This window comes from Paenibacillus mellifer (assembly GCF_023195895.1).
Taxonomy (GTDB): domain Bacteria; phylum Bacillota; class Bacilli; order Paenibacillales; family Paenibacillaceae; genus Fontibacillus; species Fontibacillus mellifer.
Window position 1 is genome coordinate 200,643 of record NZ_JALPRK010000003.1, and the last position, 21,703, is coordinate 222,345.

General features: G+C 52.5%; 23 protein-coding genes and 1 riboswitch. Of the genes, 12 read left to right on the forward strand and 11 right to left on the reverse strand.

Annotated elements, in window-relative coordinates; all coding sequences use genetic code 11:
- The first annotated feature begins 1 nt into the window (after position 1).
- From M0651_RS05315 to M0651_RS05330, 4 genes are read left to right on the forward strand one after another with little or no spacing between them, the layout of a single operon-like run.
- A complete protein-coding gene (locus tag M0651_RS05315) occupies positions 2–388 on the forward strand; it encodes a spore coat protein (RefSeq protein WP_248550803.1) in 387 nt (128 codons plus the stop codon).
- The gene (locus M0651_RS05320) at positions 385–1,521 is read left to right on the forward strand and encodes a zinc-dependent alcohol dehydrogenase (RefSeq protein ID WP_248550804.1); all 1,137 of its coding nucleotides are present in this window, start codon (positions 385–387) and stop codon (positions 1,519–1,521) included. The genes M0651_RS05315 and M0651_RS05320 overlap by 4 nt, the downstream gene beginning before the upstream one ends.
- Before the next feature lie 36 nt (positions 1,522–1,557).
- Complete coding sequence (locus M0651_RS05325) at positions 1,558–1,770, forward strand: hypothetical protein (protein ID WP_372490889.1); 213 nt, start codon at positions 1,558–1,560, stop codon at positions 1,768–1,770.
- Positions 1,767–2,063, forward strand: coding sequence for a spore coat protein (locus tag M0651_RS05330; RefSeq protein WP_248550806.1), 297 nt, complete (start codon positions 1,767–1,769; stop codon positions 2,061–2,063). Before M0651_RS05325 ends, M0651_RS05330 begins: the two co-directional genes overlap by 4 nt.
- A 77-nt stretch (positions 2,064–2,140) precedes the next feature.
- Here M0651_RS05330 and M0651_RS05335 read toward each other — a convergent pair whose 3' ends face one another.
- The 4 genes from M0651_RS05335 to sfsA form a co-directional block, all read right to left on the reverse strand.
- Positions 2,141–2,812, reverse strand: coding sequence for a GNAT family N-acetyltransferase (locus tag M0651_RS05335; protein ID WP_248550807.1), 672 nt, complete (start codon positions 2,810–2,812; stop codon positions 2,141–2,143).
- Between the two features lie 16 nt (positions 2,813–2,828).
- Positions 2,829–3,506 carry a GNAT family N-acetyltransferase gene (locus tag M0651_RS05340; RefSeq protein ID WP_248550808.1) on the reverse strand — a complete coding sequence of 226 codons (678 nt, stop codon included), beginning with the start codon at positions 3,504–3,506 and terminating at the stop codon, positions 2,829–2,831.
- 38 nt (positions 3,507–3,544) lie between these two features.
- A complete protein-coding gene (locus M0651_RS05345; RefSeq protein ID WP_248550809.1) occupies positions 3,545–4,402 on the reverse strand; it encodes a carbon-nitrogen hydrolase family protein in 858 nt (285 codons plus the stop codon).
- Positions 4,403–4,517: 115 nt separating this feature from the next.
- The gene (gene sfsA, locus M0651_RS05350; protein ID WP_248550810.1) at positions 4,518–5,204 is read right to left on the reverse strand and encodes a DNA/RNA nuclease SfsA; all 687 of its coding nucleotides are present in this window, start codon (positions 5,202–5,204) and stop codon (positions 4,518–4,520) included.
- A 130-nt stretch (positions 5,205–5,334) separates the two neighbouring features.
- Between sfsA and M0651_RS05355 the strand changes: the two genes are divergently transcribed.
- Positions 5,335–5,943, forward strand: a complete 609-nt coding sequence (locus M0651_RS05355; protein WP_248550811.1) for a TetR/AcrR family transcriptional regulator — start codon at positions 5,335–5,337, stop codon at positions 5,941–5,943.
- Between the two features lie 93 nt (positions 5,944–6,036).
- Positions 6,037–6,987: an SDR family NAD(P)-dependent oxidoreductase gene (locus tag M0651_RS05360; RefSeq protein ID WP_248550812.1), complete on the forward strand. Its 951-nt coding sequence runs from the start codon at positions 6,037–6,039 to the stop codon at positions 6,985–6,987.
- Positions 6,988–7,050: 63 nt separating this feature from the next.
- Here the strand turns inward: M0651_RS05360 and M0651_RS05365 are convergent, their stop codons facing one another.
- Positions 7,051–9,063 carry a sialidase family protein gene (locus M0651_RS05365; RefSeq protein ID WP_248550813.1) on the reverse strand — a complete coding sequence of 671 codons (2,013 nt, stop codon included), beginning with the start codon at positions 9,061–9,063 and terminating at the stop codon, positions 7,051–7,053.
- 77 nt (positions 9,064–9,140) lie between these two features.
- Complete coding sequence (locus tag M0651_RS05370) at positions 9,141–10,856, reverse strand: WG repeat-containing protein (RefSeq protein ID WP_248550814.1); 1,716 nt, start codon at positions 10,854–10,856, stop codon at positions 9,141–9,143.
- Positions 10,857–11,060: 204 nt separating this feature from the next.
- Here M0651_RS05370 and M0651_RS05375 point away from each other — a divergent pair, with 204 nt between their 5' ends.
- Complete coding sequence (locus M0651_RS05375; protein ID WP_248550815.1) at positions 11,061–12,350, forward strand: NCS2 family permease; 1,290 nt, start codon at positions 11,061–11,063, stop codon at positions 12,348–12,350.
- 40 nt (positions 12,351–12,390) lie between these two features.
- On the opposite strand, the gene M0651_RS05380 is transcribed toward M0651_RS05375, so the two are convergent.
- Positions 12,391–13,227 (reverse strand): alpha/beta fold hydrolase, encoded by an 837-nt coding sequence (locus M0651_RS05380; RefSeq protein ID WP_248550816.1) that lies wholly within the window; start codon positions 13,225–13,227, stop codon positions 12,391–12,393.
- A 176-nt stretch (positions 13,228–13,403) separates the two neighbouring features.
- Here M0651_RS05380 and M0651_RS05385 point away from each other — a divergent pair, with 176 nt between their 5' ends.
- On the forward strand, positions 13,404–13,853 hold the full coding sequence (locus M0651_RS05385; RefSeq protein WP_248550817.1) for a MarR family winged helix-turn-helix transcriptional regulator: 450 nt from the start codon (positions 13,404–13,406) through the stop codon (positions 13,851–13,853).
- 37 nt (positions 13,854–13,890) lie between these two features.
- Here M0651_RS05385 and M0651_RS05390 read toward each other — a convergent pair whose 3' ends face one another.
- On the reverse strand, positions 13,891–14,592 hold the full coding sequence (locus tag M0651_RS05390; protein WP_248550818.1) for a MerR family DNA-binding transcriptional regulator: 702 nt from the start codon (positions 14,590–14,592) through the stop codon (positions 13,891–13,893).
- Between the two features lie 111 nt (positions 14,593–14,703).
- Between M0651_RS05390 and M0651_RS05395 the strand changes: the two genes are divergently transcribed.
- Positions 14,704–15,624: an alpha/beta fold hydrolase gene (locus tag M0651_RS05395; protein ID WP_248550819.1), complete on the forward strand. Its 921-nt coding sequence runs from the start codon at positions 14,704–14,706 to the stop codon at positions 15,622–15,624.
- A gap of 59 nt (positions 15,625–15,683) precedes the next feature.
- Here M0651_RS05395 and M0651_RS05400 read toward each other — a convergent pair whose 3' ends face one another.
- Positions 15,684–17,195, reverse strand: a complete 1,512-nt coding sequence (locus tag M0651_RS05400; RefSeq protein WP_248550820.1) for a malate:quinone oxidoreductase — start codon at positions 17,193–17,195, stop codon at positions 15,684–15,686.
- A gap of 335 nt (positions 17,196–17,530) precedes the next feature.
- Here M0651_RS05400 and M0651_RS05405 point away from each other — a divergent pair, with 335 nt between their 5' ends.
- Genes M0651_RS05405 through M0651_RS05415 form a run of 3 tightly spaced genes read left to right on the forward strand, consistent with a single transcriptional unit; the run spans position 17,531 to position 19,054 of the window.
- Positions 17,531–18,013 (forward strand): DUF2975 domain-containing protein, encoded by a 483-nt coding sequence (locus M0651_RS05405; protein ID WP_248550821.1) that lies wholly within the window; start codon positions 17,531–17,533, stop codon positions 18,011–18,013.
- A gap of 14 nt (positions 18,014–18,027) precedes the next feature.
- On the forward strand, positions 18,028–18,258 hold the full coding sequence (locus tag M0651_RS05410) for a helix-turn-helix domain-containing protein (RefSeq protein WP_248550822.1): 231 nt from the start codon (positions 18,028–18,030) through the stop codon (positions 18,256–18,258).
- Complete coding sequence (locus tag M0651_RS05415) at positions 18,230–19,054, forward strand: DUF817 domain-containing protein (protein ID WP_248550823.1); 825 nt, start codon at positions 18,230–18,232, stop codon at positions 19,052–19,054. Before M0651_RS05410 ends, M0651_RS05415 begins: the two co-directional genes overlap by 29 nt.
- A 35-nt stretch (positions 19,055–19,089) precedes the next feature.
- Here the strand turns inward: M0651_RS05415 and M0651_RS05420 are convergent, their stop codons facing one another.
- Positions 19,090–19,995 carry a helix-turn-helix transcriptional regulator gene (locus tag M0651_RS05420; RefSeq protein ID WP_248550824.1) on the reverse strand — a complete coding sequence of 302 codons (906 nt, stop codon included), beginning with the start codon at positions 19,993–19,995 and terminating at the stop codon, positions 19,090–19,092.
- An 81-nt stretch (positions 19,996–20,076) separates the two neighbouring features.
- Positions 20,077–21,456 carry an amino acid permease gene (locus tag M0651_RS05425; RefSeq protein WP_248550825.1) on the reverse strand — a complete coding sequence of 460 codons (1,380 nt, stop codon included), beginning with the start codon at positions 21,454–21,456 and terminating at the stop codon, positions 20,077–20,079.
- Positions 21,457–21,610: 154 nt separating this feature from the next.
- Positions 21,611–21,689: riboswitch (glycine riboswitch) on the reverse strand.
- Positions 21,690–21,703 lie beyond the last annotated feature (14 nt).

A 21,703-nucleotide genomic window follows, 5' to 3' on the forward strand; every position in this document is an offset into this window, starting at 1 on the left:
GATGAACAACGATCATTTGGACCCGATTAACGCGCTAAATATGCCGGAAATCGCTGACATGACCTTCGCGATGGACTTCCTGATGCGAGCCAAAGAAGGTGTGCGCAATATTGCAATTGCTCTGACCGAGACCGCCTCGCCCGAAGCTCGAATTTTGCTGCGGAATCTGCTGCGGCAAGGGATTGCCATGCACCGGGAAATTACCGAACTGATGATACGCAAGAAATGGTTCCATCCCTATGATTTAACCGAGCAATACCAACTGGACCAGCTATCGGCCAAAAACACCATCCTAATCGGACAAATGGATTTATTCCCTGCGGATACGCGGCGCATCGGCATGTTCGATCGGACACCGGATGAGCATAGGGAGGGGAGCCAAGCATGAAGGCCGTAACCTATCAAGGAATCAAGAACGTCACCGTCAAAGAGGTGCCCGCCCCGAAGATCGAGAAGCCCGATGACATGATTATCAAAATCACCAGCACGGCGATCTGCGGCTCCGACCTGCATCTGATCCATGGGATGATCCCGAATTTGCAGGAGGACTATATCATCGGTCATGAACCGATGGGGATCGTGGAAGAGGTTGGCCCCGATGTCAACCATCTCAAGAAGGGGGACCGAGTCATTATCCCGTTTACGATCGCTTGCGGGGAGTGCTTTTATTGCAAAAACCATTTGGAGAGCCAATGCGATAACGCCAACGAACACGGCAATATGGGCGCCTACTTCGGTTACTCCGGCAATACGGGCGGATATCCCGGCGGGCAGGCCGAGTACCTGCGCGTGCCGTACGCGAACTTTACTCACTATAAGATACCTGAAAGCTGCGAACAGCCGGATGAGAAGCTGGCGCTCATTTCCGACGCGATGCCAACGGCGTATTGGAGCGTGGATAATGCCGGGGTGAAGGAAGGTGATACCGTCATCATCTTGGGTTGCGGTCCGATTGGGCTGCTTGCCCAGAAATTCGCCTGGTTGAAAGGGGCGAAACGGGTCATTGCCGTCGATTACGTGGATTATCGGCTGCAGCATGCCAAGCGGACGAATCAGGTGGAAATCGTCAATTTTGAGCAACACAAAAATGTCGGTTCCTATCTCAAGGAAATCACCAAAGGCGGCGCGGATGTCGTCATCGATGCGGTGGGCATGGACGGAAAAATGACGAACCTGGAGTTTCTGACCAGCGGCCTGAAGCTGCATGGGGGAGCCATGAGCGCCCTGGTGATCGCTTCCCAAGCAGTCCGCAAAGGCGGTACGATTCAAATTACCGGTGTGTACGGCGGCCGATACAACGGATTTCCGCTCGGAGACATCATGCAGCGTAACGTCAACATCCGTTCCGGACAAGCTCCGGTCATCCACTATATGCCGCATATGTACGAGCTAATCTCTTCCGGCAAAGTGGATCCCGGCGACATCATCACCCACGTGATCCCGCTGGAAGAGGCTAAACGCGGCTACGAGATGTTTGATACGAAGACGGACGCGTGCATTAAGGTGATTTTGAAACCGTAACCTACAACACCGAAACAGGAGGAGAACCCTTTGAATATAGCAAACCAAGCTTTGCATGAAACTTTAGAGGTCCATGAACTGGCCGCTTCCAAAACGGTAGCCTTAACCAAGGCGAAAACGATGCAGCTTCTGATCTCAGACCCTGAGCTGAAACAAATTTTGCAGCATGACGTTCAGGTATCTACGCAACAATTGCACGAGTTAAGCGGGCTTCTGTCCCCGGCTCCGGCGGGAGGGAGGGACCAATGAATCCAGTCCTGGAATATTTGATGGGGTTCGACAAGCTGACCGACGAAGTCATAGCTATGGATTACTTACTGAATGCGAAAACTTCCGTCCGAAACTATGCCATGGCGGTCACAGAGTGCGCCACCCCCGAGGTTCAGAACGTCTTGACCAAACAGTTGGAGGAGGCCATCGATGCCCACGAGATGATTATGGGCTATATGATGAAGCGCGGCTTCTATCAGCCCTATGAACTTCAAGACCAAATCGGACGGGATTTGCAGAATATCCAAACTGCGCTGAATATTCCATCCTGAACCGTTGCATGATAGGAAAAAAGTCGATCAGGAGCGTGATCCTGACCGACTTTTTATGCTTCGTACAATCCCATGAATTAGATGGGCAGCAGCTTTATGCGATTTTGAGCTCTCAGGCCTTCCACCATGTCGTACCAAGCCTGAGGTTTGTTTGGCAGCACCGTGTAATACCGCTCCAGGAATTGAACGATTAATCCCGTCTCCAAGCGATCGTCGTTGCCGTCCATCGGCAGGAAGCAGAGATCGAGCCCGCTGACTGCTTCCCCGTCATTGTTCCAGGACGGATGCACGTAAGGGAAGTCCAGACGCTTATATCCGAGGTGGGACAACACCTCGCGGCGCACATACGGATCCATCGGCTTCACACCGCCGAATTCGTGATGCTCTACCCGATAAGGATCATAAATTTCGGCAAACATGCCGCGCAGTTTCTTCCCATTTGCCTCCGCCAAAGCGTGCAAATCGCGCAGCCGGTGGTCCGCGAGGAACCGGCCAATACCGAGGCCGGCTTGGCCGATAATGGTGAAGTCCGTCATCGCCACATTAAGGTCCTCGTAGTACCGATACTCCGTCGCGCCGACGACCCGATCTTCGTGCACCGCAACGAATACGCGAATGCCGGGGTCTTCCAGCGGCTCTTTCCATAGATCAAATTCCAGCACTTCTTCCGGTGGGAATATGTCTTGCATCAGCTGATGCATGGACTTAAACAAAGGATCCTGAATATTCGTAATTCGCGTAAATTCCATGAGCTTCTAACGCCTCCTATTCAAATTGAGCTCGGACAAACGGATTCTTCCATTCCATCAGTGCCGCGTAATTTAGCGATTCCTCATCTTCCAGATAATCGGGGACAACCGCAACGGGCGTGCGGCCGCAGCGAAGCAGAAAGGTGATCACCGGATCTTTGAGCTCGCCGCTCACGACCGCACTCAGATATTGCTCCGCCGTCATCTCCGGTGCGTGCTTGTGGTAACCCGGCATTCTCCCGCCGCCGAGCAAACGTTGGAGACCTTGGTGTACCACCAATTCGAACATGGACAACATCAGCCATTTGCCCAGGCCCCATTGCCGATAGGCCGGCCTCACGCCGATGTCAACGACGTACAATGTGTTTCCATCGGGGCGGTGGTTCCTTATGTACCCGTTATCGGTGATGTCCGCCCAGGAATGCTCCGGCTTGCCGGGATCGAAGTCGACCTTGAGCCCGGTCATCGATCCGGCCAACTCGCCGTTCACTTCGACGCACAACGCGCCTTCCGGGAACAGCTGAACATGATTGCTCAGCTGTTCCTCCGTCCACCATAACTCCGAAGGAAAAGGCGGCGGAAAGCTCTCCTGCTGAATGCGGATCAACCCCGGGAAATCCTTCTCCTCATAATTTCGAATCACTGCCGGCACAGGCCGGCCTTGATCAAACACATACCACTCCTTGCGGTACATCGCGTCTCGCCTCCACGGACAATTGCGTTATTCTTGATTTATTTCCAGTCGGTGTACAGATCCGTTCGCCGGTCCCGCCAGGTCGTAACGGAGCCTTTCTCCCGAACCTGATAGAGCAGCTCCAAATCCAGATCCGCGGTCACGATCATATCATCATTGATCTCGCCTTCCACAAGGATGCCGCGTGGCGGGAAAGGTACGTCATTCGGAGTGATAACCGCCGCCTGTCCGAAGTTCCCCCGCATGAAATCTACGGTCGGCAGCGAGCCAACCGTACCGGTGGCAACGATGTACACTTGGTTCTCGACCGCTCTCGCATGGCAGCAATAGCGCACCCGATGGAAGCCGTGCCGGTCGTCCGTACAGGAAGGACAGAAAATGACGTCCGCGCCTTTGGCTTTAGCCATACGAACGATCTCCGGAAACTCGATATCATAACAGGTCAACATGGCGATCTTGCCTTTCTCGGTTTCAAACACCTCCAAGCCGTCGCCGGGCGTCATGTTCCATTCCGTCACTTCGGTTGGGGTGATGTGCAGCTTGGCCTGCTCCGCGACTCTCCCGTCGGGGTAAAACAAATGTGCCACGTTGTACAACTTATCCCTCTTGCGAATCACATGCGTCCCGCCGATGATATGCATCCCGGTCTTCCGGGCCAATCCGCTAAACAGGTTGCGGTATTGTTCTGTAAAGTCCGGCAGCTCCTGAATGGTCAACGCCTGGCCATCCGATGATCCTATGGACATGAGCTGGGTCGTGAAAAACTCAGGAAACAGCACGAAATCCGCGCTGAACTCCTCTGCGGTCTTCATATAATGTTCGGCCTGACGGGCGAACTCCTCGAAGCTTCCAATGGTGTGCAGATGATATTGGACAGCGGATACTCTCATTTTCATGGGGGCTCCCCTTTCTTTGTTCCCATAACTACGCTACTGGCGAAAAGTCCGCCTTCATAAATTTCATCATAAAGTCAGGAAGAATGCAATTCCAACCCCTTGTTGCAGGCAAAACTCATAGACGAACCGGGAGACTCCCGCCCAGCACGATCTCTTGTTCCGTCACGATGGCTTCATAGGCCAAGATCCGTACACCTTGCCGGTATGCCTCTTCGAGCACATCCGCAAAATCCGGATCCATATCGCGGTAAGGAGTAAATCCGTGGCAGCCCTTCATTTGCACCACAAACAGGACCGCCCCCGCATACCCTTCCTGAACCGCCTTGACCAGCTCCCGCACATGTTTGGTGCCGCGGGTTGTTGGCGCATCTGGGAACATGGCGATGCCCTCCTGCTGGAGTGTGACGCCTTTAACCTCCAGGAACCCACGTTGCTCGCCCTGTTCATAATAAAGGTCAAACCGAGAGTCCCCAAACGTAACTTCCCGCTTCACACGGGTAACCGGCCCAATTTCTGCGATTCTCCCTGCCTTCAGCGCTTCGAACGCCACCGGGTTGGGAGCTTGCGAGTCTACGTTCACCCAGCCTCCGTCATGGGCAGCCGCGATCAAGGAATATTTCGTCTTCCGTTCCGGACGATCGGAGACTTCTAACAAGACTTCGGTATCCGGCAGTAGAAGCTCTTTGAGCCTGCCGGTATTTTTCACGTGTACCCGCTCTACGACGCCATCCACAACCACCTCGGCAATAAACCGATTCAGCCGCCGCTGCAATCGTCCCCGTACCATGTCCCCATACTTCACCGGTCTCGTCACTTCCTTCAAAGTTCTACCAAGCCGCGATCCTACCCTCCGTCCAGATTCGGTACCGTCGGCCAATTTCTCCTTGTGGTATAATAACATAGACATTTTACACAGGAATAGGACGGTTCTTATGGATTCCAATCATCCCCCCGTTTCCGCCGGATCGCGCGGCCGCCCCAGAAGCTCCGAGGTGGACCGAAGCATTCTGGATGCCACGTTAGCCTTGCTGGCCGAAGTTGGCGTCGAGCGGCTAAGCATCGAAATGGTAGCCCAGCGTGCAGGTGTAGCTAAGACCTCCATATATCGGCGCTTCAGCAACAAGCAAACGTTAATTCTTGAGGCCCTGGAGCAGATTAAACCTGAGATGGACACCTCCGCACAGGGAAGCTTGCACGAGGTTCTCTTGGAAGTTGCTCGCAAGTTCCTCGCGCAGATGGACACCCCGCTTGGGCGGCAAATGTTGTCGCTGCTCATTTCGACTTTGGCAGGTAACTCCGATATCTCTAAGAGTTATTGGGAGAAACACTCTTTACCAAAGACCAAGGAAATTGCCGCGCTCATTGCGGAACATCGCCAAATGGAGGGCTTGCGAAACGATGTCGATGTTGAATTAGCCGCTGATTTATTAGTGGCCTTCATCATGTACCAACTGCTGTTTAAGCCGCCTTCCTCGGACGTCGTGGACGTGCTCAAGCAAGGGATTCAAGTGATATTGGATGGACTGCGCAGCAAAGGATGAGGACCTTGCCCGGTTGGGGCAGGGTTTTTTTGTTGACATTTACGATACGATACCGTATCGTATTTATAAATTGAACCTAAAGGAGCGATACTCATGCCCCATCCCGAAAAATCAATCCTCCTCACCGGAGGAAATACCGGACTCGGATTTCAAGCGGCTTTAGCCATCGCCAAGGCCTCGCCTGACTGGCATATCCTGATTGCCTCGCGTAACCCAGTTAGGGGAGAAGCCGCCGTTCGGGACTTGATCCACGCCTCCGGCCACCCGCATCTTTCTTATCTACCGCTGGATTTAGCGAACTTGTCCTCCATCAAGCATTTGGCTGATCGACTGGCGCAGGAAGAATTCCCTCCGCTTCACGCCATTGTATGTAACGCCGGCTCTCAATTCGTCCAGGATACGCAAACGACGGACGACGGCGTTGAAGCGACTTTTGGCGTAAACCATCTCGGTCACTTTCTGCTCGTTCGATTGCTGCTGGATCAGCTTCAGGAGCCCGGACGCATTCTGGTAGTCAGCAGCGATACGCATGATCCCCGGCAGAGAACAGGGATGCCTGCTCCCCGCTATGCCGCGCCCGCGCAGCTCGCGAACCCCGAAGCCTCGGATTCGCTGCTCGCCGGCTTGCCTCCGCTTACTAGAGGACAAATCCGATACACCACGTCGAAGTTATGCAATCTGTATTTTGCCTACGAGCTATCGCACCGGCTCCAGTCCGCTTCCCGCTCCATCGAGGTCGCCGCCTTTAATCCCGGGATGATGCCGGGCAAAGACTCCTCCCTGGCGCGGGACTACCGGCCGATGCTCCGGTTCATGTGGAATCATGTGCTGCCGCTCATGCGGTTCCTCCGCCCAGCGATCCGCAGCACGAAGATCTCCGGCGGCCATCTGGCCCAGCTCCTCCTACGTCAGGATTTCACCAACGGCAGCTACTGGGACGGGACTAAACCGATCGCCTCCTCCGAAGAATCCTACAACCGAGAGCGGGCCGCCGAGCTCTGGGATTGGAGCTGCGAGAGGTTGAGATTAGCGAAGAACCTTTAGTCACCACATAAAAAAGGATGGACATGAGGTGCCACCCCATGCCCATCCTAATTTAATCCTCATTTATTTCGAGCTTGTCAGTCGATCCACATACATAATCTCACCGTACGTGCCAACGAAGATATATTTGCCGTGCGCTTTAATCCCGTCTTCCAGCATTTCCGTCCCGAAAATATTTACTCCCGGGTGTTTCTCCGGAATGGAGGTGGCCTGCCAATTCACTCCGTCCTTGGACAGGAGGAGTTGATCAGTATAGGTGACTTCATCTCCAGATTCCTGGAAGCCATGGTGTACAGCTACAAATTGTCCATCCACAGAGGTCAGGAAGTTAATGTTTTGCGATTCGCCCAGATTAGTTGACTTCTTGGACCAGTTCGAGCCGTCCTTCGACACCCATACCTTCGACGGATTATATTGATTCATGGCGACGTAACCGCTGCCCGTCCAAGCCAGGAAGGCTTCATCCAGATCTAACGTCTTCAGGAGCTTCCAATTCGTGCCGTCCGTCGTCTGCATGATCTTCGTTGTTCCGGGTCCGTTGAAATTGTGCACCCGGAAGGCGGCAATCAGCCGCTTGCCGTCATGGATCATCGAGGTCAGCCAGTTGTCGCTGACGCTGGCGACACGCTTCCAGGTCAAGCCGTCCTTCGAAGTATAAACGCCATATACCTGATCGGAAGCCACATAAAACTTGCCGGTCCACATAATGTTACGCAATCCGCCATACTGATCTCTGAATGGTACCTTCGCTTGTTTCCAACTTGACCCGTCCGCGGAGTAGTATATCCCCCCGTTGCCGGCTGCCACGAACTTGTTCCCGCCCCAGACGACATCAAACAAGTGGGCTCGTCCCAGTTTGCCCCGGTAAGAGAACGGATTGCTGCTTCTCCACGTCTTCCCGTCATCCGTGTAGACCACACTACCGGATAAACCAACGGCGACGGTTCGCTTCCCATTGGTCGCAACCGCATTAAAATCACCGCCCAGCGTAGTGCCGATCATCCGATAGCTCCACGACTTTCCGTCTACCGTGTAGATCGAATACGTTCCATCCGCATGACCTTGCATATTGTTTGAGCCAAGGCCAGCGAATCCGCTCTTGACCGGATAGAGCGTATAAATGTTCACCTGCAGAGAGGACAAGTCCACCTTTGTCCAAGTGGCGCCGTCCTTCGATGTGTAGGCGACGTTCTTGTCGATGCCTTCGGTGGTTTCCGAAGCACCGGTTACGATGTACTTGTTATGACCGTAGACGATGGTTTTTAACTCTGCGCCTGAAGGCGACTTCGCTTGCTTCGTCCAGGTGACCCCATCGGCGGACGTGTAGATACCGTTGCCAACGCCGAGGTATTGCTTCCCGGTCCAGATCATATCCTGAATCACGGCCGAAGCATTATAGGTTTTGGCGGACCAATTCTGCCCGTCCTTGGAGACGAGAACAAACGGTTGATCGTATCTGCTGGATATAAAATAAGTCCCGTTCACAACCTGCAGAATATCCGCTCCGTAATCGTTAAACAAAGCGCGCGACGTCTCCCAGTTCTCTCCATCCTTCGAGAAGAAAATATGTTTCTGCCCTACAGCGACAAATCCGGATTCTCCCCACTCCATTTGATAGATCGTCTCGCCCGGGTCGAAGTCAATCCTCTTCCAGGTGAGCCCGTCCGAGGAGATAAACCCTTCGGAAGGTCTGCTGTAAAGGTTCATCGAATATTCCGTGTTATTGCCGAACAGAACATACTTCGTCCCATCCCAGGCAATCGTTGTTAAATGATAATTGCCGAACTTGGACAAGGCCGCCCAATTGACGCCGTTTGCCGAATTCATCACCGTTCCGTACGGGCCGACGGCCACGTACTCCTTATCTTTTCCTTGGGTCATTGAATATGGCGCATTCGAGCTGAAGGTCGTATCTAGCGTCCAGCCCTCACCCATCGAGATTGGGGATTCTTGGAGCGTAATCGAATCAATCGTCTTATACGCGCCCAGCGCCTTGGCTGAGGTTCCGGGATATATCCCCAGCGACAAAACCAACGACAGACAAACTACCCAAACGAACGTGCTCTTCCTCTTCATGTTCCCCTCCTGATGTATAAATGTCATGATGTTGACACATCATGTTATCGGTAATTTTGACCTATTTTTTACGGGACTTAAGACTCAATTAGCGCTAAACTCTCCTCCGCCACCCAGGATACCTTGGCGCCTAGCGTTTCGCCGATAAAACGCAGCGGCACGTACGTAGAACTGGAACGCTTGTCCACGAACGGAGCGGTCGATAGTTGTACAGCCTTTCTGTTAACCTTGGCTGACTTACTGTTCATTTTCAAATGGATCGTGGTGCTTCCCTGCGTAATGTCGATGGATTGATCCGCCGAGTTGAATTGAACCTTGGCCCCCATCTTCTCCAGGACGCCGCGAAGCGGAATAAACGTGCTGCCGTTGATTACCTTCGCCGCTGGCTGCAGGGTAATCCGTTCCCCATTCAGCAGAACGCCAACCGGTGGTGCCGGCGCGGGAGTTTGAGCGAATTCGATCACGTTCCCATGCGAGTCGATCATCCCCGATGGAACCGGTTGATATCCGGTATCTGTAGTTGCGGAAGGCTCGTTCTTGGTTAAGACCCAATCTTCTTTCCCCGTCTCCGGGTCTACGGTGATATCATACTGGTCATATTCCAACGGAGTTACAATCTGCCCGGATGTGTTGATCATTCCGTATTTATTTAGCTTGGTAGAAGGATCAAGTCGATCCACAACCGCTTTTCCGTTCAGGAATTTCGTAATGCTGATATAATTCAAGCCGCCTTTGATCGTACGTCCGGCAGGATCGATTAGCTTCATTTCCCATAGTCCTTGGGCATCGAGGAATTTAACCCCTACGGCAGCCAGACCCTCCGAGAAATCCTCACCCCGCCCATAAATCAAGGGGATAACGGTTTTCCCTTCCCGATTGATGTAGCCGTATTTCGGAAATCCTGCTTTGAGGTCAATGATGCCCGCTAAAGCCAACCCCTCAGAGAAAGGCTCCAGTTGATCATACTTTAGCGGGATGACCGCTTTCCCCGACAGATCCACATACCCGAACTTATTGTTTCGCTCCACACGGATCAAGCCGTCTTCGGGACTAAGAATGCTATCCGCCCCTTGCACAATGAACTTCTTCCCGGGTTTACTGAACATACTCACGGTATTCGTATGGGCTACATGATCGATCAACCTGAATGTATAATACTCCCCTCGGTAAGGGCTCTTCACACAATCCCCAAATACGGGCGCTTCCGTGAATTTGAAGGGGACGATGGTTTTACCCGCGGGATCGATAATGCCCCAAAGTCCATTCTTCTGGGCTTCCGTCGTCCCATAAGCAAACAGATTTACATCTTCATATGTAAAAGGGATTACAACCTTGCCATTCGAATCGACAAATCCCCACTTCCCGGTTTTGGAATCCTTCACAGCACCACGTCCGTCCGAGAACGGCTCCGCCCGGTCATAGGCAAGCGGGATAACGACCTCACCTTGTTTATTGATATAACCCCATTTACGGGAATCTGCGCTTTGCACCGCAGCCAATCCCTCGGAGAAATTCCGGGCGTAAGCATAGGTATGCGGGATCACCAGCCCCCCCGCTTGATCGATAAACCCAAAGCGTTCGTTCTCAATGGATACCGAATAGCCGTCGGAATACACGTAACGGTCAATGTAATAACCTCCCCGCGCACATCCGAATACGACTTCGGAGGATATTTCCTCCTGCTCATACAAGTGCCCGGCATTGTCGGCAGCCGCCGCTTCCGTCAAGACCAGATTCGGCAAACTAATTAAGAATACGATAACGGGAATCCAAACTAGTTTTAGTACTTTCATCCTGCTCTCCCCCTTGAGTCCTGTTGTTAGTGGATAATGATACCATCAGATGTCACATTTTGTCGATGCTTTGCCAAGGAACAACTTGTAAAAGGCAATCCGCCACAAACCGTGGTATAATAGCCTCTGGCATAAACGAAGAGACCAAGGTTTTCTTCGTTTGATGCGGGTGGGAGAGGGATATTTTGAAAGTGTGATTCATCTATGAAAGGAGTATTTCAGCTTAAGCAACACCAAACGAATGTGAGAAAAGAGCTTGTCGCGGGATTGACCTCGTTCTTCTCCATCGTGTACATTATCGCCGTCAACGCCAATATCCTGAAGGATGCGGGAATACCACTGGAGGCTGGGATCTTGGCCACCGTGCTGTCTTCGCTTGTCGGCTGTTTGCTGGTTGCGTTCGTGGCGAACGCGCCGTTAATTCTCGTCCCCGGCATGGGGATCAACGCTTTATTTACCTATACCATCGTAGGTTCAATGGGACTAAGTTACCAGGAAGCCTTAGGGGCAACGGTGCTTGCTGGCATCTTGTTCGTTGTGGTCGCCTTTACGGGCTTGTCCTCGCTCATCTCGAGGGCCATTCCGGTTTCCCTGAAAGAATCCATTTCCGTCGGGATCGGCTTATTCATTGCCTTCATCGGTTTGCAGAAGAGCGGTATCGTCACCGGCAACACCAGCCACTTTGTGGCGCTTGGCGACCTATCGGCACCGCTGGTTCTGGCCTCGATCATCAACCTGATCTTGACGCTGTATCTGTTCTTGAAGAAGGTTCCCGGGAATTTTCTCATCAGCATTATTGTCGGAACACTGGTTGCCTGGTTGTTCGGGATCGTTGATTTGGGTTCGTTCGCCTCGCAGCCGATTTCGTTTCAAAGCTACGGGGACGTCTGGATGAGCGCGGACTTCCGCCATATGGCCAGCATTCCGTTCTTAACGGCTTGCTTCTCGCTGGTTCTGGTATTGGTCTTCGAAAATATCGGGCTCGTCCATTCCCAAGTCGACGGGATGCTTCAAGCTCCAGAGAAAAATGGAAAATCGCTGAAATCCGTATCGATTTCCGCGGTGGCTTGCGGCCTGTTGGGCACCAGCCCAACCGTCTCCACGGTTGAGACGGCAGCCGGCATTACCGCAGGCGGAAGAACCGGGTTAACCTCGGTGACAACCGGGTTGTTATTCTTAGGCTCGCTGTTCTTTATGCCCTTGATCAAAATCATTCCGGACGCCGCAATCGCCCCGATCTTGATCATTATCGGGGGACTGATGCTGACGAATATCACGAAGATCGACTTCAGCGATTTCTCCGAAGCATTTCCAGCGTTTCTCGTGATTCTGATGATTCCTTTAACGTATAGCATTGTCGACGGTATCGCCTTCGGCTTTATCGCGTATCCGTTGCTCAAGATGTTCTCGAGGAAGCGCGAACAGTTGTCGATCTCTATGTTCGTCATCTCGTTCCTGTTCCTGGCTAACTTCTTGCTGCAGTCGGTTTTATAGAACAAAATGAAGGGCACCCTGACGGGTGCCCTTCATTTATTTATCCTTGCAGAAATTTCACCAGCGCCGCATTAAATTCTTCCGCATGCGTCACATTAAATCCGTGCGGACCCCCTTTGATTACCACAAGCTGGCTGCCCGGAATTTGCTGATGCGCTCTGAGGCCGCTAACTTCTACCGGCACGATCGCGTCCGAATCGCCATGAAGGATCAAGGTTGGCACGTTGAATTTGGCCAAATCTCCCCGGAAATCGGTATAGCTGAATGCCGAGATGCAGTCGAGCGTGCCCTTCGGGGAAGCAAAGGCGGCAATGTCGCGGTTATACAAACGGAACGGTTCACTCACCAAGTCGGTTCGGCCCCCTGCCGAGAAGAAACCTGTCGTAAAGCCATCCAGGAAGGCCAGTCGATCCGTCTTCACGCCGTCCTGAAACCCTTTGATAGCCGCGTCGTCGAGCCCGCCGTCCGGGTTATCCTTGGTTTTGTACAGATACGGCGGAACTGCACCGGCCAGAACCGCTTTGCTTACTCGCTGTGTACCGTAAGTCCCGATATATCTGGCCACTTCCCCGCCACCCATCGAGAATCCAACCAAGGTGACATCGCGAAGGCCCAGATACAAGATCAGTTGATGCAGATCGGCGGCCAAGGTATCGTAATCATAGCCGTTCCAAGGTTGCGAGGACTGACCGAACCCGCGGCGATCATACGTAATCACTCGGTACCCGGCTTCCACCAAGGCAGGCACCTGCTTCTCCCACGATCTCCCGCTAAGCGGCCAACCGTGAATTAAGATCACCGGTTTCCCCGAACCGACATCTTCATAATGAAGCTCCACCGGAATTCCATTCTCTTGACCAACCGTTACCTTTGCCATAATAAATCCCTCCACATTTTTAATTTTTAAAAATTATATTGTGCAAAATCTTTATATTCACATCTTACCCATCTCAAACAATATTGTCAACAATTAAATTGTAAAAAATATAGTTTCTTTTTTGCTCATCTGCTATGATGTTTGTAAACTCACATTAAAGACAATCGAGGTGCATGATGGAAACGAATGAATCCAGCTTGAAATTAGAGGAACATCTTTGTTTTTCGCTGTACGCCTGCTCTCGAGCTATCCTGCGGCTGTATCGCCCGTATTTGGATGAGCTGGAGCTGACCTATCCGCAATATCTGGTTCTGGTCACTTTGTGGGAGAAGGAGAAGAGCACCATTAAAGAGCTCGGAGAAGCGTTGGATCTGGACACCGGAACCTTAACGCCATTATTGAAGCGGATGGAAGCGGCCGGACTGATCGAAAGACATCGCGACTCCACTGACGAGCGCGTAGTCAATGTGCTGATCACACCGAAGGGTAAAGCGCTGCAAGAGAAAGCGGCCTGCGTTCCGCAATCTCTGCTTGATGCTTCGGCTATGGAACCTGAGGAGCTAAACCGGCTGAATGACACTATCGTCCAGTTGCTTCAGCAGGTGAATGCTTCGTCGAAGAAATAAATAAACGCTCCACGTCCGTTCCTTCCTGATGATCGAATTACGAGAGACATTGGATATAAGCCATCAGCTCCGCGATTCCTTGATACTGGATCAGAAGCTTTTGGTTTAGTTTCTCAAGGGCGATCTGGAAGGAACGGTCGATTTTGGAGAATCGCATTGCCTCCAGGTCATTAAGAATCTCCCGCAGGTTCTCGATATAATAAATCGTTTTGCGCAAACTGCTGATCACCAGGATCTTCCGCAATTCCGGTACGGAAAAGATGCGATACCCGTTCTCCGGGTGTCGTATCGAGGTGACTAGCCCCTCCTTTTCCCAATGACGAATCGCTGAGGGATTCACCCCCGCCAGCTCCGCCACCTTCCCGATCGTCATCGCTTCGGTCAGCTTCCGGTTCTTATAGGAACGGAAATCCGCTTCCCGAATCAGGGTTAACAGCTCTTCCACGCGCTGCTTCTCTTCCTGGATCAGGTATAATTGATGATTGATCAGCCACAAGGCTTCCGTGACGCTGCCTTCTTTGATTCTCCGCATCACCTCGTAAACAACAGGGATCTCATAACCAGCCAGCAACAATCGAATAGTAGTAAACGCCCGAAGATGGACCGTCGTATAGATTCTATGGTTGCCCTCCGATCTCAAGACCTCCGGGATTAGCCCCTGTTCTTCGTATCTCCTTAACGTGGTTGTGCTTACGTTCAGCCGCTCCGCAATTTGTGCAGGCGTATAGACACCCTGCATAGGCCCACCCTCCTAGCTTAAAGTAAAACCTTAAAGTGCTACGTCAACTTATTATCGTTATAACCATCATAACATCGGGGGTTTGGGGCGCGAAATCGGAAGATTGCATGAATGTTATATGCTGAAGGTATCACATGTAAGGGAGCGATTCGAATAAAACATCAGAAGCTTGTCACCTTAACCGATGGTACAACGTTGGAAGTCGGCCTAACCGGAAAACCCGGAGGCAAAACGTTCATGCTGCCTATAGCCAAAAAATCCGCCTACGGCCAAGAAGCGGAAAGTCTAAAATTGTGGGGCGTTGATCCCGAATTAGGCAAACACTTCATAGAGGGCTTGTCCGATGAGTTCCAAGTTCTGTATTTTGATTATGAGGGGCATCGATTTCAACACCCTAAGACAGATCTTCTGACGCCTGAAGAGATCTCGCTTGACTTCTTGCACATCGCGGACGATATGGGGGTCGATACGTTCAGTTATTATGGCTACTCCTGGTTAGCCCTGGCCGGCTTGCAGCTAGCGATTCGGACAAATCGGCTGGAAAGCTTGATCATGGGGGGATTCCCGCCTTATAAAGGACCTTACCGTCAAATGTTGACGGTCACGGCCAAAACCTATGAACAAGCGCTGCACCCCTCCCCGTCTTCGGAAGAATCCAAGCAGGACTTCGTCAGCCCGGAAGAAATCGATTGGGATCAGGTTCAGGTGACACTCGATCCCAATCAAACGAAGCAGTTCTTGACCTTGTACCAAAGCTTGATTGATTTCGACGACACCTCCGTGCAGGAGAAATTAACCCTGCCGAGGCTCGCCTTTGCCGGCGAAGCGGACCGTATTGAATACGGCGAGAATTTTGGGAACGTGACCGTCGATATCGCGGGGCGGTTACGCAAGAACGAACAAGCCTTACGCCGGCTCGGCTGGGATGTGGCGATCTTACCAGGGAACGATATGGACCATACGAAAGCGATGCAGCCTGAGACCGTATTGCCTTTAATTAAACCCTGGCTGGCCGCGAATTTGTTGAATTAATGGAAAGAGCTAAGCGCGGGATAAAACCGGCTTAGCTCTTCTTAGGAATAGAGATACCTTTATGATACCGAAACGGCTTGGGGTTTGGCTTCTGATAATCCAAGTGCCTGTGAGGTTGCTTGATGAACGGATTGGAATAGTTCCGGATTCCCCTCAAGCGATAAGCCGTACGAAGGAATCATTTCTTTGATCTTTGGCTTCCAGGCTTCAAGCTGCTGCGGGAAGCATTTCTCGATAACCTCCAGCATGACGTGGACCGCGGTCGAGGCCCCCGGGGAAGCGCCCAGCAATGCGGCAATCGAGCCATCGACGGCGCTGACCACCTCGGTGCCGAACTGCAGCGTGCCCTTGCCGCCTTCCACCGTATCCTTGATGACTTGCACCCGCTGACCGGCGACGATCAGATCCCAATCCTCGCTCTTGGCCCCCGGGACAAAATCCCGCAATTCCTCCATGCGTTGTTCTTTGGACAACATGAGCTGTTGAACCAGGTATTTGGTTAACGACATCTCCTTCACCCCGGCCGCCAGCATCGTGAGAAGGTTATGCGGCTTGACGGAGGTGATGAGATCGAACATCGAGCCGGTCTTGAGGAACTTCGGCGAGAAGCCGGCAAACGGCCCGAACAAGAGCGCCTTCTGGTCGTCGATGAACCGGGTGTCCAGATGCGGAACGGACATCGGCGGAGCCCCGACCGAAGCTTTGCCGTAGACCTTGGCATGGTGCTGCCGGACGACCTCCGGGTTATTGCACACCATAAACAGTCCGCTGACCGGAAAACCGCCGATCCGCTTTCCTTCCGGGATGCCGGATTTTTGCAATAAATGCAAGCTCCCGCCGCCGGCGCCGATGAAGACGAACTTGGCGGTATGGCGTTGGGTCACGCCGCTGCTCAGGTCCTTCACTTTCAATTCCCACAACCCGTCCGGCGTCCGCTTCAGCTTCTTCACGCTATGCTTGTAGCGGATATCCACGTCCTGTTCCTTTAAATGATTCAGCAGCATCCGCGTTAAGGTACCGAAGTTCACGTCCGTGCCCGAATCGATCTTCGTCGCGGCAATCGGCTCCTCGCCCTTCCGTTCCTTCATCATCAGCGGCACCCATTCCCTCAGCTTCCCCGGATCTTTGGAGAACTCCATCCCTTGGAACAACGGGTGAGCGGATAAGGCTTCGTAACGTCTCTTCAAAAATTCGACGTTCTGCTCCCCGCGCACGTAACTCATATGAGGCAGCGGCATAATGAAATCCTGCGGATTTCGGATCCGTTGATGCTGAACCAGATAGGCCCAGAACTGCCTGGAAACCTGGAACTGTTCGTTCACCTTAACCGCTTTGCTAATATCGACGGTTCCGTCCGGCCGCTCGGTGGTGTAATTCAATTCGCACAAAGCCGCATGACCGGTTCCCGCATTATTCCACTCGTTCGAGCTTTCTTCCCCTGCCCGGCCAAGTTGTTCAAACACCGTGATGTTCCAGTCCGGCGCCAATTCTTTCAGCAGGGTCCCCAACGTCGCACTCATAATTCCGGCACCAATCAAAATAACATCTGTACTTGTTTGTCCGTGATTCATGTTTACCGTCCCTTATGCCCTTATTTTGCTGAAAGGATGTAAGCGCTCTCGTTTTGTTCTCGCTTCATGTCTCGAGACGAGCCGGCCCACACCTTTTCCGTAAAAATTGCTTTGATTTTAGTGTATCAACAATACTGAGGGATTGAAATATTTATTTCTTAGATATTAATAATTGATTTTTTTAAGCCACCCAAAAAGAACTTATCGGGTACACTCTTCGCAATTATTTTTTCTCGATATATTCATCGTATTTTTTAATAAATATTTATTGATTATCGATAAAAAACATGTTAAATTAACTTCGACACTAATCCTACGCGAGGTGCTATTTTGATATGAAACGTAAACAAGGCTCTACCCTTTTCTTAAGGGGCGTCGTTTTTCTGATGGGCATCGCGATCCTTGCCGTATGCGTGCTCGGGGTACCCACGATCGCCAAAGATTTGGTGGAATATTACCCGCCATTCATCTACCTCACCCTGCTCATTCCCATGTATGGTTCGGCCATTCCCTTTTTCTTTGCGCTGTACCAGACGCTGAAGCTGTTAAGCTATATCGACAAGAATACCGCATTCTCCGAAGCCTCGGTGCAGGCTTTAAAGAGCATTAGAAACTGCGCGATCGCCATCTGTATCTTGTATGCGGTTATCTTGCCGATCCTGTTCATCATTGCGGAGAAGGACGATGCACCGGGGCTCGCCGCTCTCGGGCTGGTCATCTGTTTCGCTTCCCTCGTCATCGCCGTCTTTGCGGCCGTGCTTCAAAGGCTCTTAAGAAATGCTATCGACATCAAATCGGAAAACGATTTAACGATCTGAGGTGAAGGAATCCCATGTCCGTAATCATCAACATTGACGTCATGCTGGCTAAACGGAAAATGAGCGTCACGGAGCTTTCGGAGAAGGTTGGCATCACGATGGCGAACCTCTCTATTTTGAAAAACGGGAAGGCCAAGGCCATTCGGTTCTCCACCTTGGAGGCGATTTGCAAGGCGCTGGATTGCCAGCCCGGTGATATTATGGAGTACCGGAACGATGAAGAGTACCCTGAGTCCATCTCTTAACAAAGGGGAGTTGCGCGTGGGTAAACGACTCGAGCATGCCCTTCGGCAGTTGGTTCGCTTCGGTTGGCAGCAGGCGTTATCCTGCGTGTTCCCCGTGGTAATTTTTGCCTCGCTGGCATTGACGCAGTTCCTTCCGCTGCCTTGGCTCCCCCGCTATGACTGGCTGCTGCTGATCTGCCTCGCCATGCAGGTCTGGATGGTGCGGTCCGGCCTCGAAACCCGCGACGAACTGAAGGTCATTACGGTCTTCCACTTGATCGGCCTGGCGCTGGAGATGTTCAAGGTCCACATGGGTTCTTGGGCGTATCCCGAGGAAGGCTGGACGAAAGTGAACGGCGTCCCCCTCTACAGCGGGTTCATGTATGCCAGCGTGGCCAGTTACCTGTGCCAGGCCTGGCGGCGCCTGAAGGTGGACCTGGTCCGCTTTCCCCCGCTCTGGCTGGTCGTCCCGCTGGCCGCCTCGATTTACCTGAATTTCTTCACCCACCATTATTGGATCGATGTTCGTTGGTGGTTGTCGGCGCTGGTGCTGCTCGTCTTCTGGCGCACCTGGGTCACCTACGAGGTAGGCGGCAAGCCCTACCGGATGCCGTTATCCCTCTCCTTTGTGCTGATCGGTTTCTTTATCTGGGTCGCGGAAAATGTCGCCACGTTCTTCAGCGCCTGGAGATATCCGAACCAATCCGACGGCTGGCACCTCGTCCATCTCGGCAAGATCAGCTCCTGGCTTCTGCTCGTCATTATCAGCTTCCTGATCGTTGCGGCATTGAAGCGGGTGAAGGGTCGGCGAGAATAAGCAAAAGGCCATCCAAGCAGGATGGCCTTTCCCCTTTAGCCCTTCTTCTTAACCGGTCGCAGCACGGCATACCCGTAACCTTCCGGGTAATGCCGTTGGTAGTCCTGTTTGATCTCCTCGTCCCATTCGAACCCCAAACGGCCGGGATCAAAGCTCCAAGCGGCCTCCTCCACCGTGCTCATCACCGCCCCGTTATCCTTGAGGTAGTCGAAAGGCGGATGGAAGAACACCAGGTATTCCGACTCCGGGATCTCCCGGCATTCCATTCCCTCCGAGATCGGTCCGTCATAATCCAGGGGAACCGGGATGCCGTACAAATACCCTTTTTGCCCATCCCGGTAAAACCACCCCGCCGTCTGCCCCAGCTGCCCCTCCAGAGTATGGTTGGACATGCTCTCTAGGGTTCCGCTAACTTCGTCGCACGAGTGGCCGTTCCCCCAGAAATCCCCGTAGTTGGTGACGGCCAAATCCCAGATCCCGATAAACCTATGGGCCGGAATGAACTCGACTTTCATCTCCGCCGGCTTCAAGCGAACTTCGCTCATGTTATCCCGCTCCTTGATCCAATAGTGATAAGGCGAGAATACTTCCTGACGAATCGCTAAGGGAATGGGCCTTGGTTCCTTTTGGTAGGCTGCAGGGGTGAGCCGGAAAGCTTTCACGAACGCTCGGGTAAAAGCCTCCTGCGATGAAAATCCATACTTTACGGCGATATCCAGAACCCGCTGATCCGTGTCGCGGAGCTCCATGGCGGCACGGCTGACTCTTCGCGTCCGGATATAATCCCGCAAGGTCATCCCCGTATACTGGTTGAACTGTCTGGAGCAATAAAACGGGGAATACCCCAGCGCCTCCGACATCTTCAATAGAGACGTATCTTCCGAGATATGCGTCTCCACCCAGTCCACCATCCGTTGTACCGTCTCATTCCATTCGTACATGGAAGTCCTCCTCCTTTCACCCTGATCATATCACCGGAAAACTCCGCCAATTTGATTCGAGTTGCAAAGGTGGTACCGCCGTTATTGATGGGTTTGCTCTAAAGGCGCGTGGCTCGCCTGTCCCTTGCGCTTTCTTATCGCATGCAATACGAACAACATAATGAACCACAACGGCGTCAGCAACAGGGCCGGACGGGTCTCCTCCGCAAACAGCATGATCAGCAAAATGGCCGCAAACATCACGAGGACCGCATAATTGACAAACGGCGTAAACGGCGCCTTAAACTTGGAATTGGCCTGCAGCTCCGGCCGCGTACGTTTATAACGAATGTGGCACACGAGCACCACGCCCCACACCCAAATAAAGCAAATGGCACTAATCGTCGTCACGATGCCGAAAGCTTGCCCCGGAATCAGCTTGCTCAACAGCGCCCCTACGGAGATGACCAGCGTGGAAACCAGCAGGGCGTTCCCGGGCACATGGTTCTTGTTCAATTGGGCCATCCGGGAGGGAGCCTGATCGTTCTTGCTTAAGTTATACAGAATCCGGCTGGTCGAGAACATCCCGCTGTTACAAGCAGATGCGGCCGAAGTCAGGACGACGAAGTTAATGATCCCCGCGGCAATCGGAATGCCGACCAGACTAAACGTCTTCACGAACGGGCTCTCCGCCGGAGTCAGCCCCGTCCAAGGGTTAATGCATAAGAGGGCGACCAAGGCGCCAACGTAGAAGAATAAAATGCGCAGCGGAATTTTATTAATGGCCGAAGGGATATTTTTCTCCGGATTGGACGTTTCTGCCGCCGATACCCCTACCAGCTCCACGCCGACATAGGCGAACACGACCATTTGGAAGGAGAGCAGAAAGCCTTGGATTCCGTTGGGAAAAAGGCCGCCATGTCCCCAAATGTTCTTTGCCGTCACGGTTCCCGCATCCGTTTTGAATCCGATGACCAGCAAAACGACTCCGAGGGCGATTAATACGAGAATCGTGACGACCTTGATTAAGGCAAACCAAAATTCCAATTCCCCGAAGTTTTTCACCGTCAATAGGTTAAGTCCCAGCAGAATGATCAAGCAGATGACCGCCGGAACCCATTGCGGGATATCGAACCAATACTGAACGTAGACCCCTACCGCAATCACGTCGGCCATGGCCGTCATGATCCAGCAAAACCAATAGGTCCATCCGGTAACGAACGCCGCCCGCGGCCCAAGGTAGTCTTCGGCAATGTCCGTAAACGATTGATAGCCGGCCTTGGACAACAGCAACTCTCCCAGCGCCCTCATCACAAAAAACACAGCAATCCCCACGAGAAAATAAGCAAAAATGATCGACGGCCCGGCCTGTTGAATCGCTTTGCCCGATCCGAGGAACAATCCCGTCCCTATCGTGCCGCCGATGGCGATCAATTGAACGTGCCGATTCGCTAAATCCCTCTTTAATTCCTGTTGTGCCATACCTGATTCCCCCTTAAAGTCATGAGCTCCCTCATGTGAAATAATGAACAAACTGGGCATAAAAAAAGAGACTGGATGCCCTCCAATCTCCGGAACGTAAAAAGAATAAATAGGACTTGGCATACTAGGCGAATCGCCTGCCAAATCGACGTATTTATGCTCTTCTGTCCTTTTGCCTGAGATTGTGAACCCTTCGGCGCCGCGGATCCCGCGGTCTCTCCAGAAGCTGCTCCGGCTATAGTGTGAT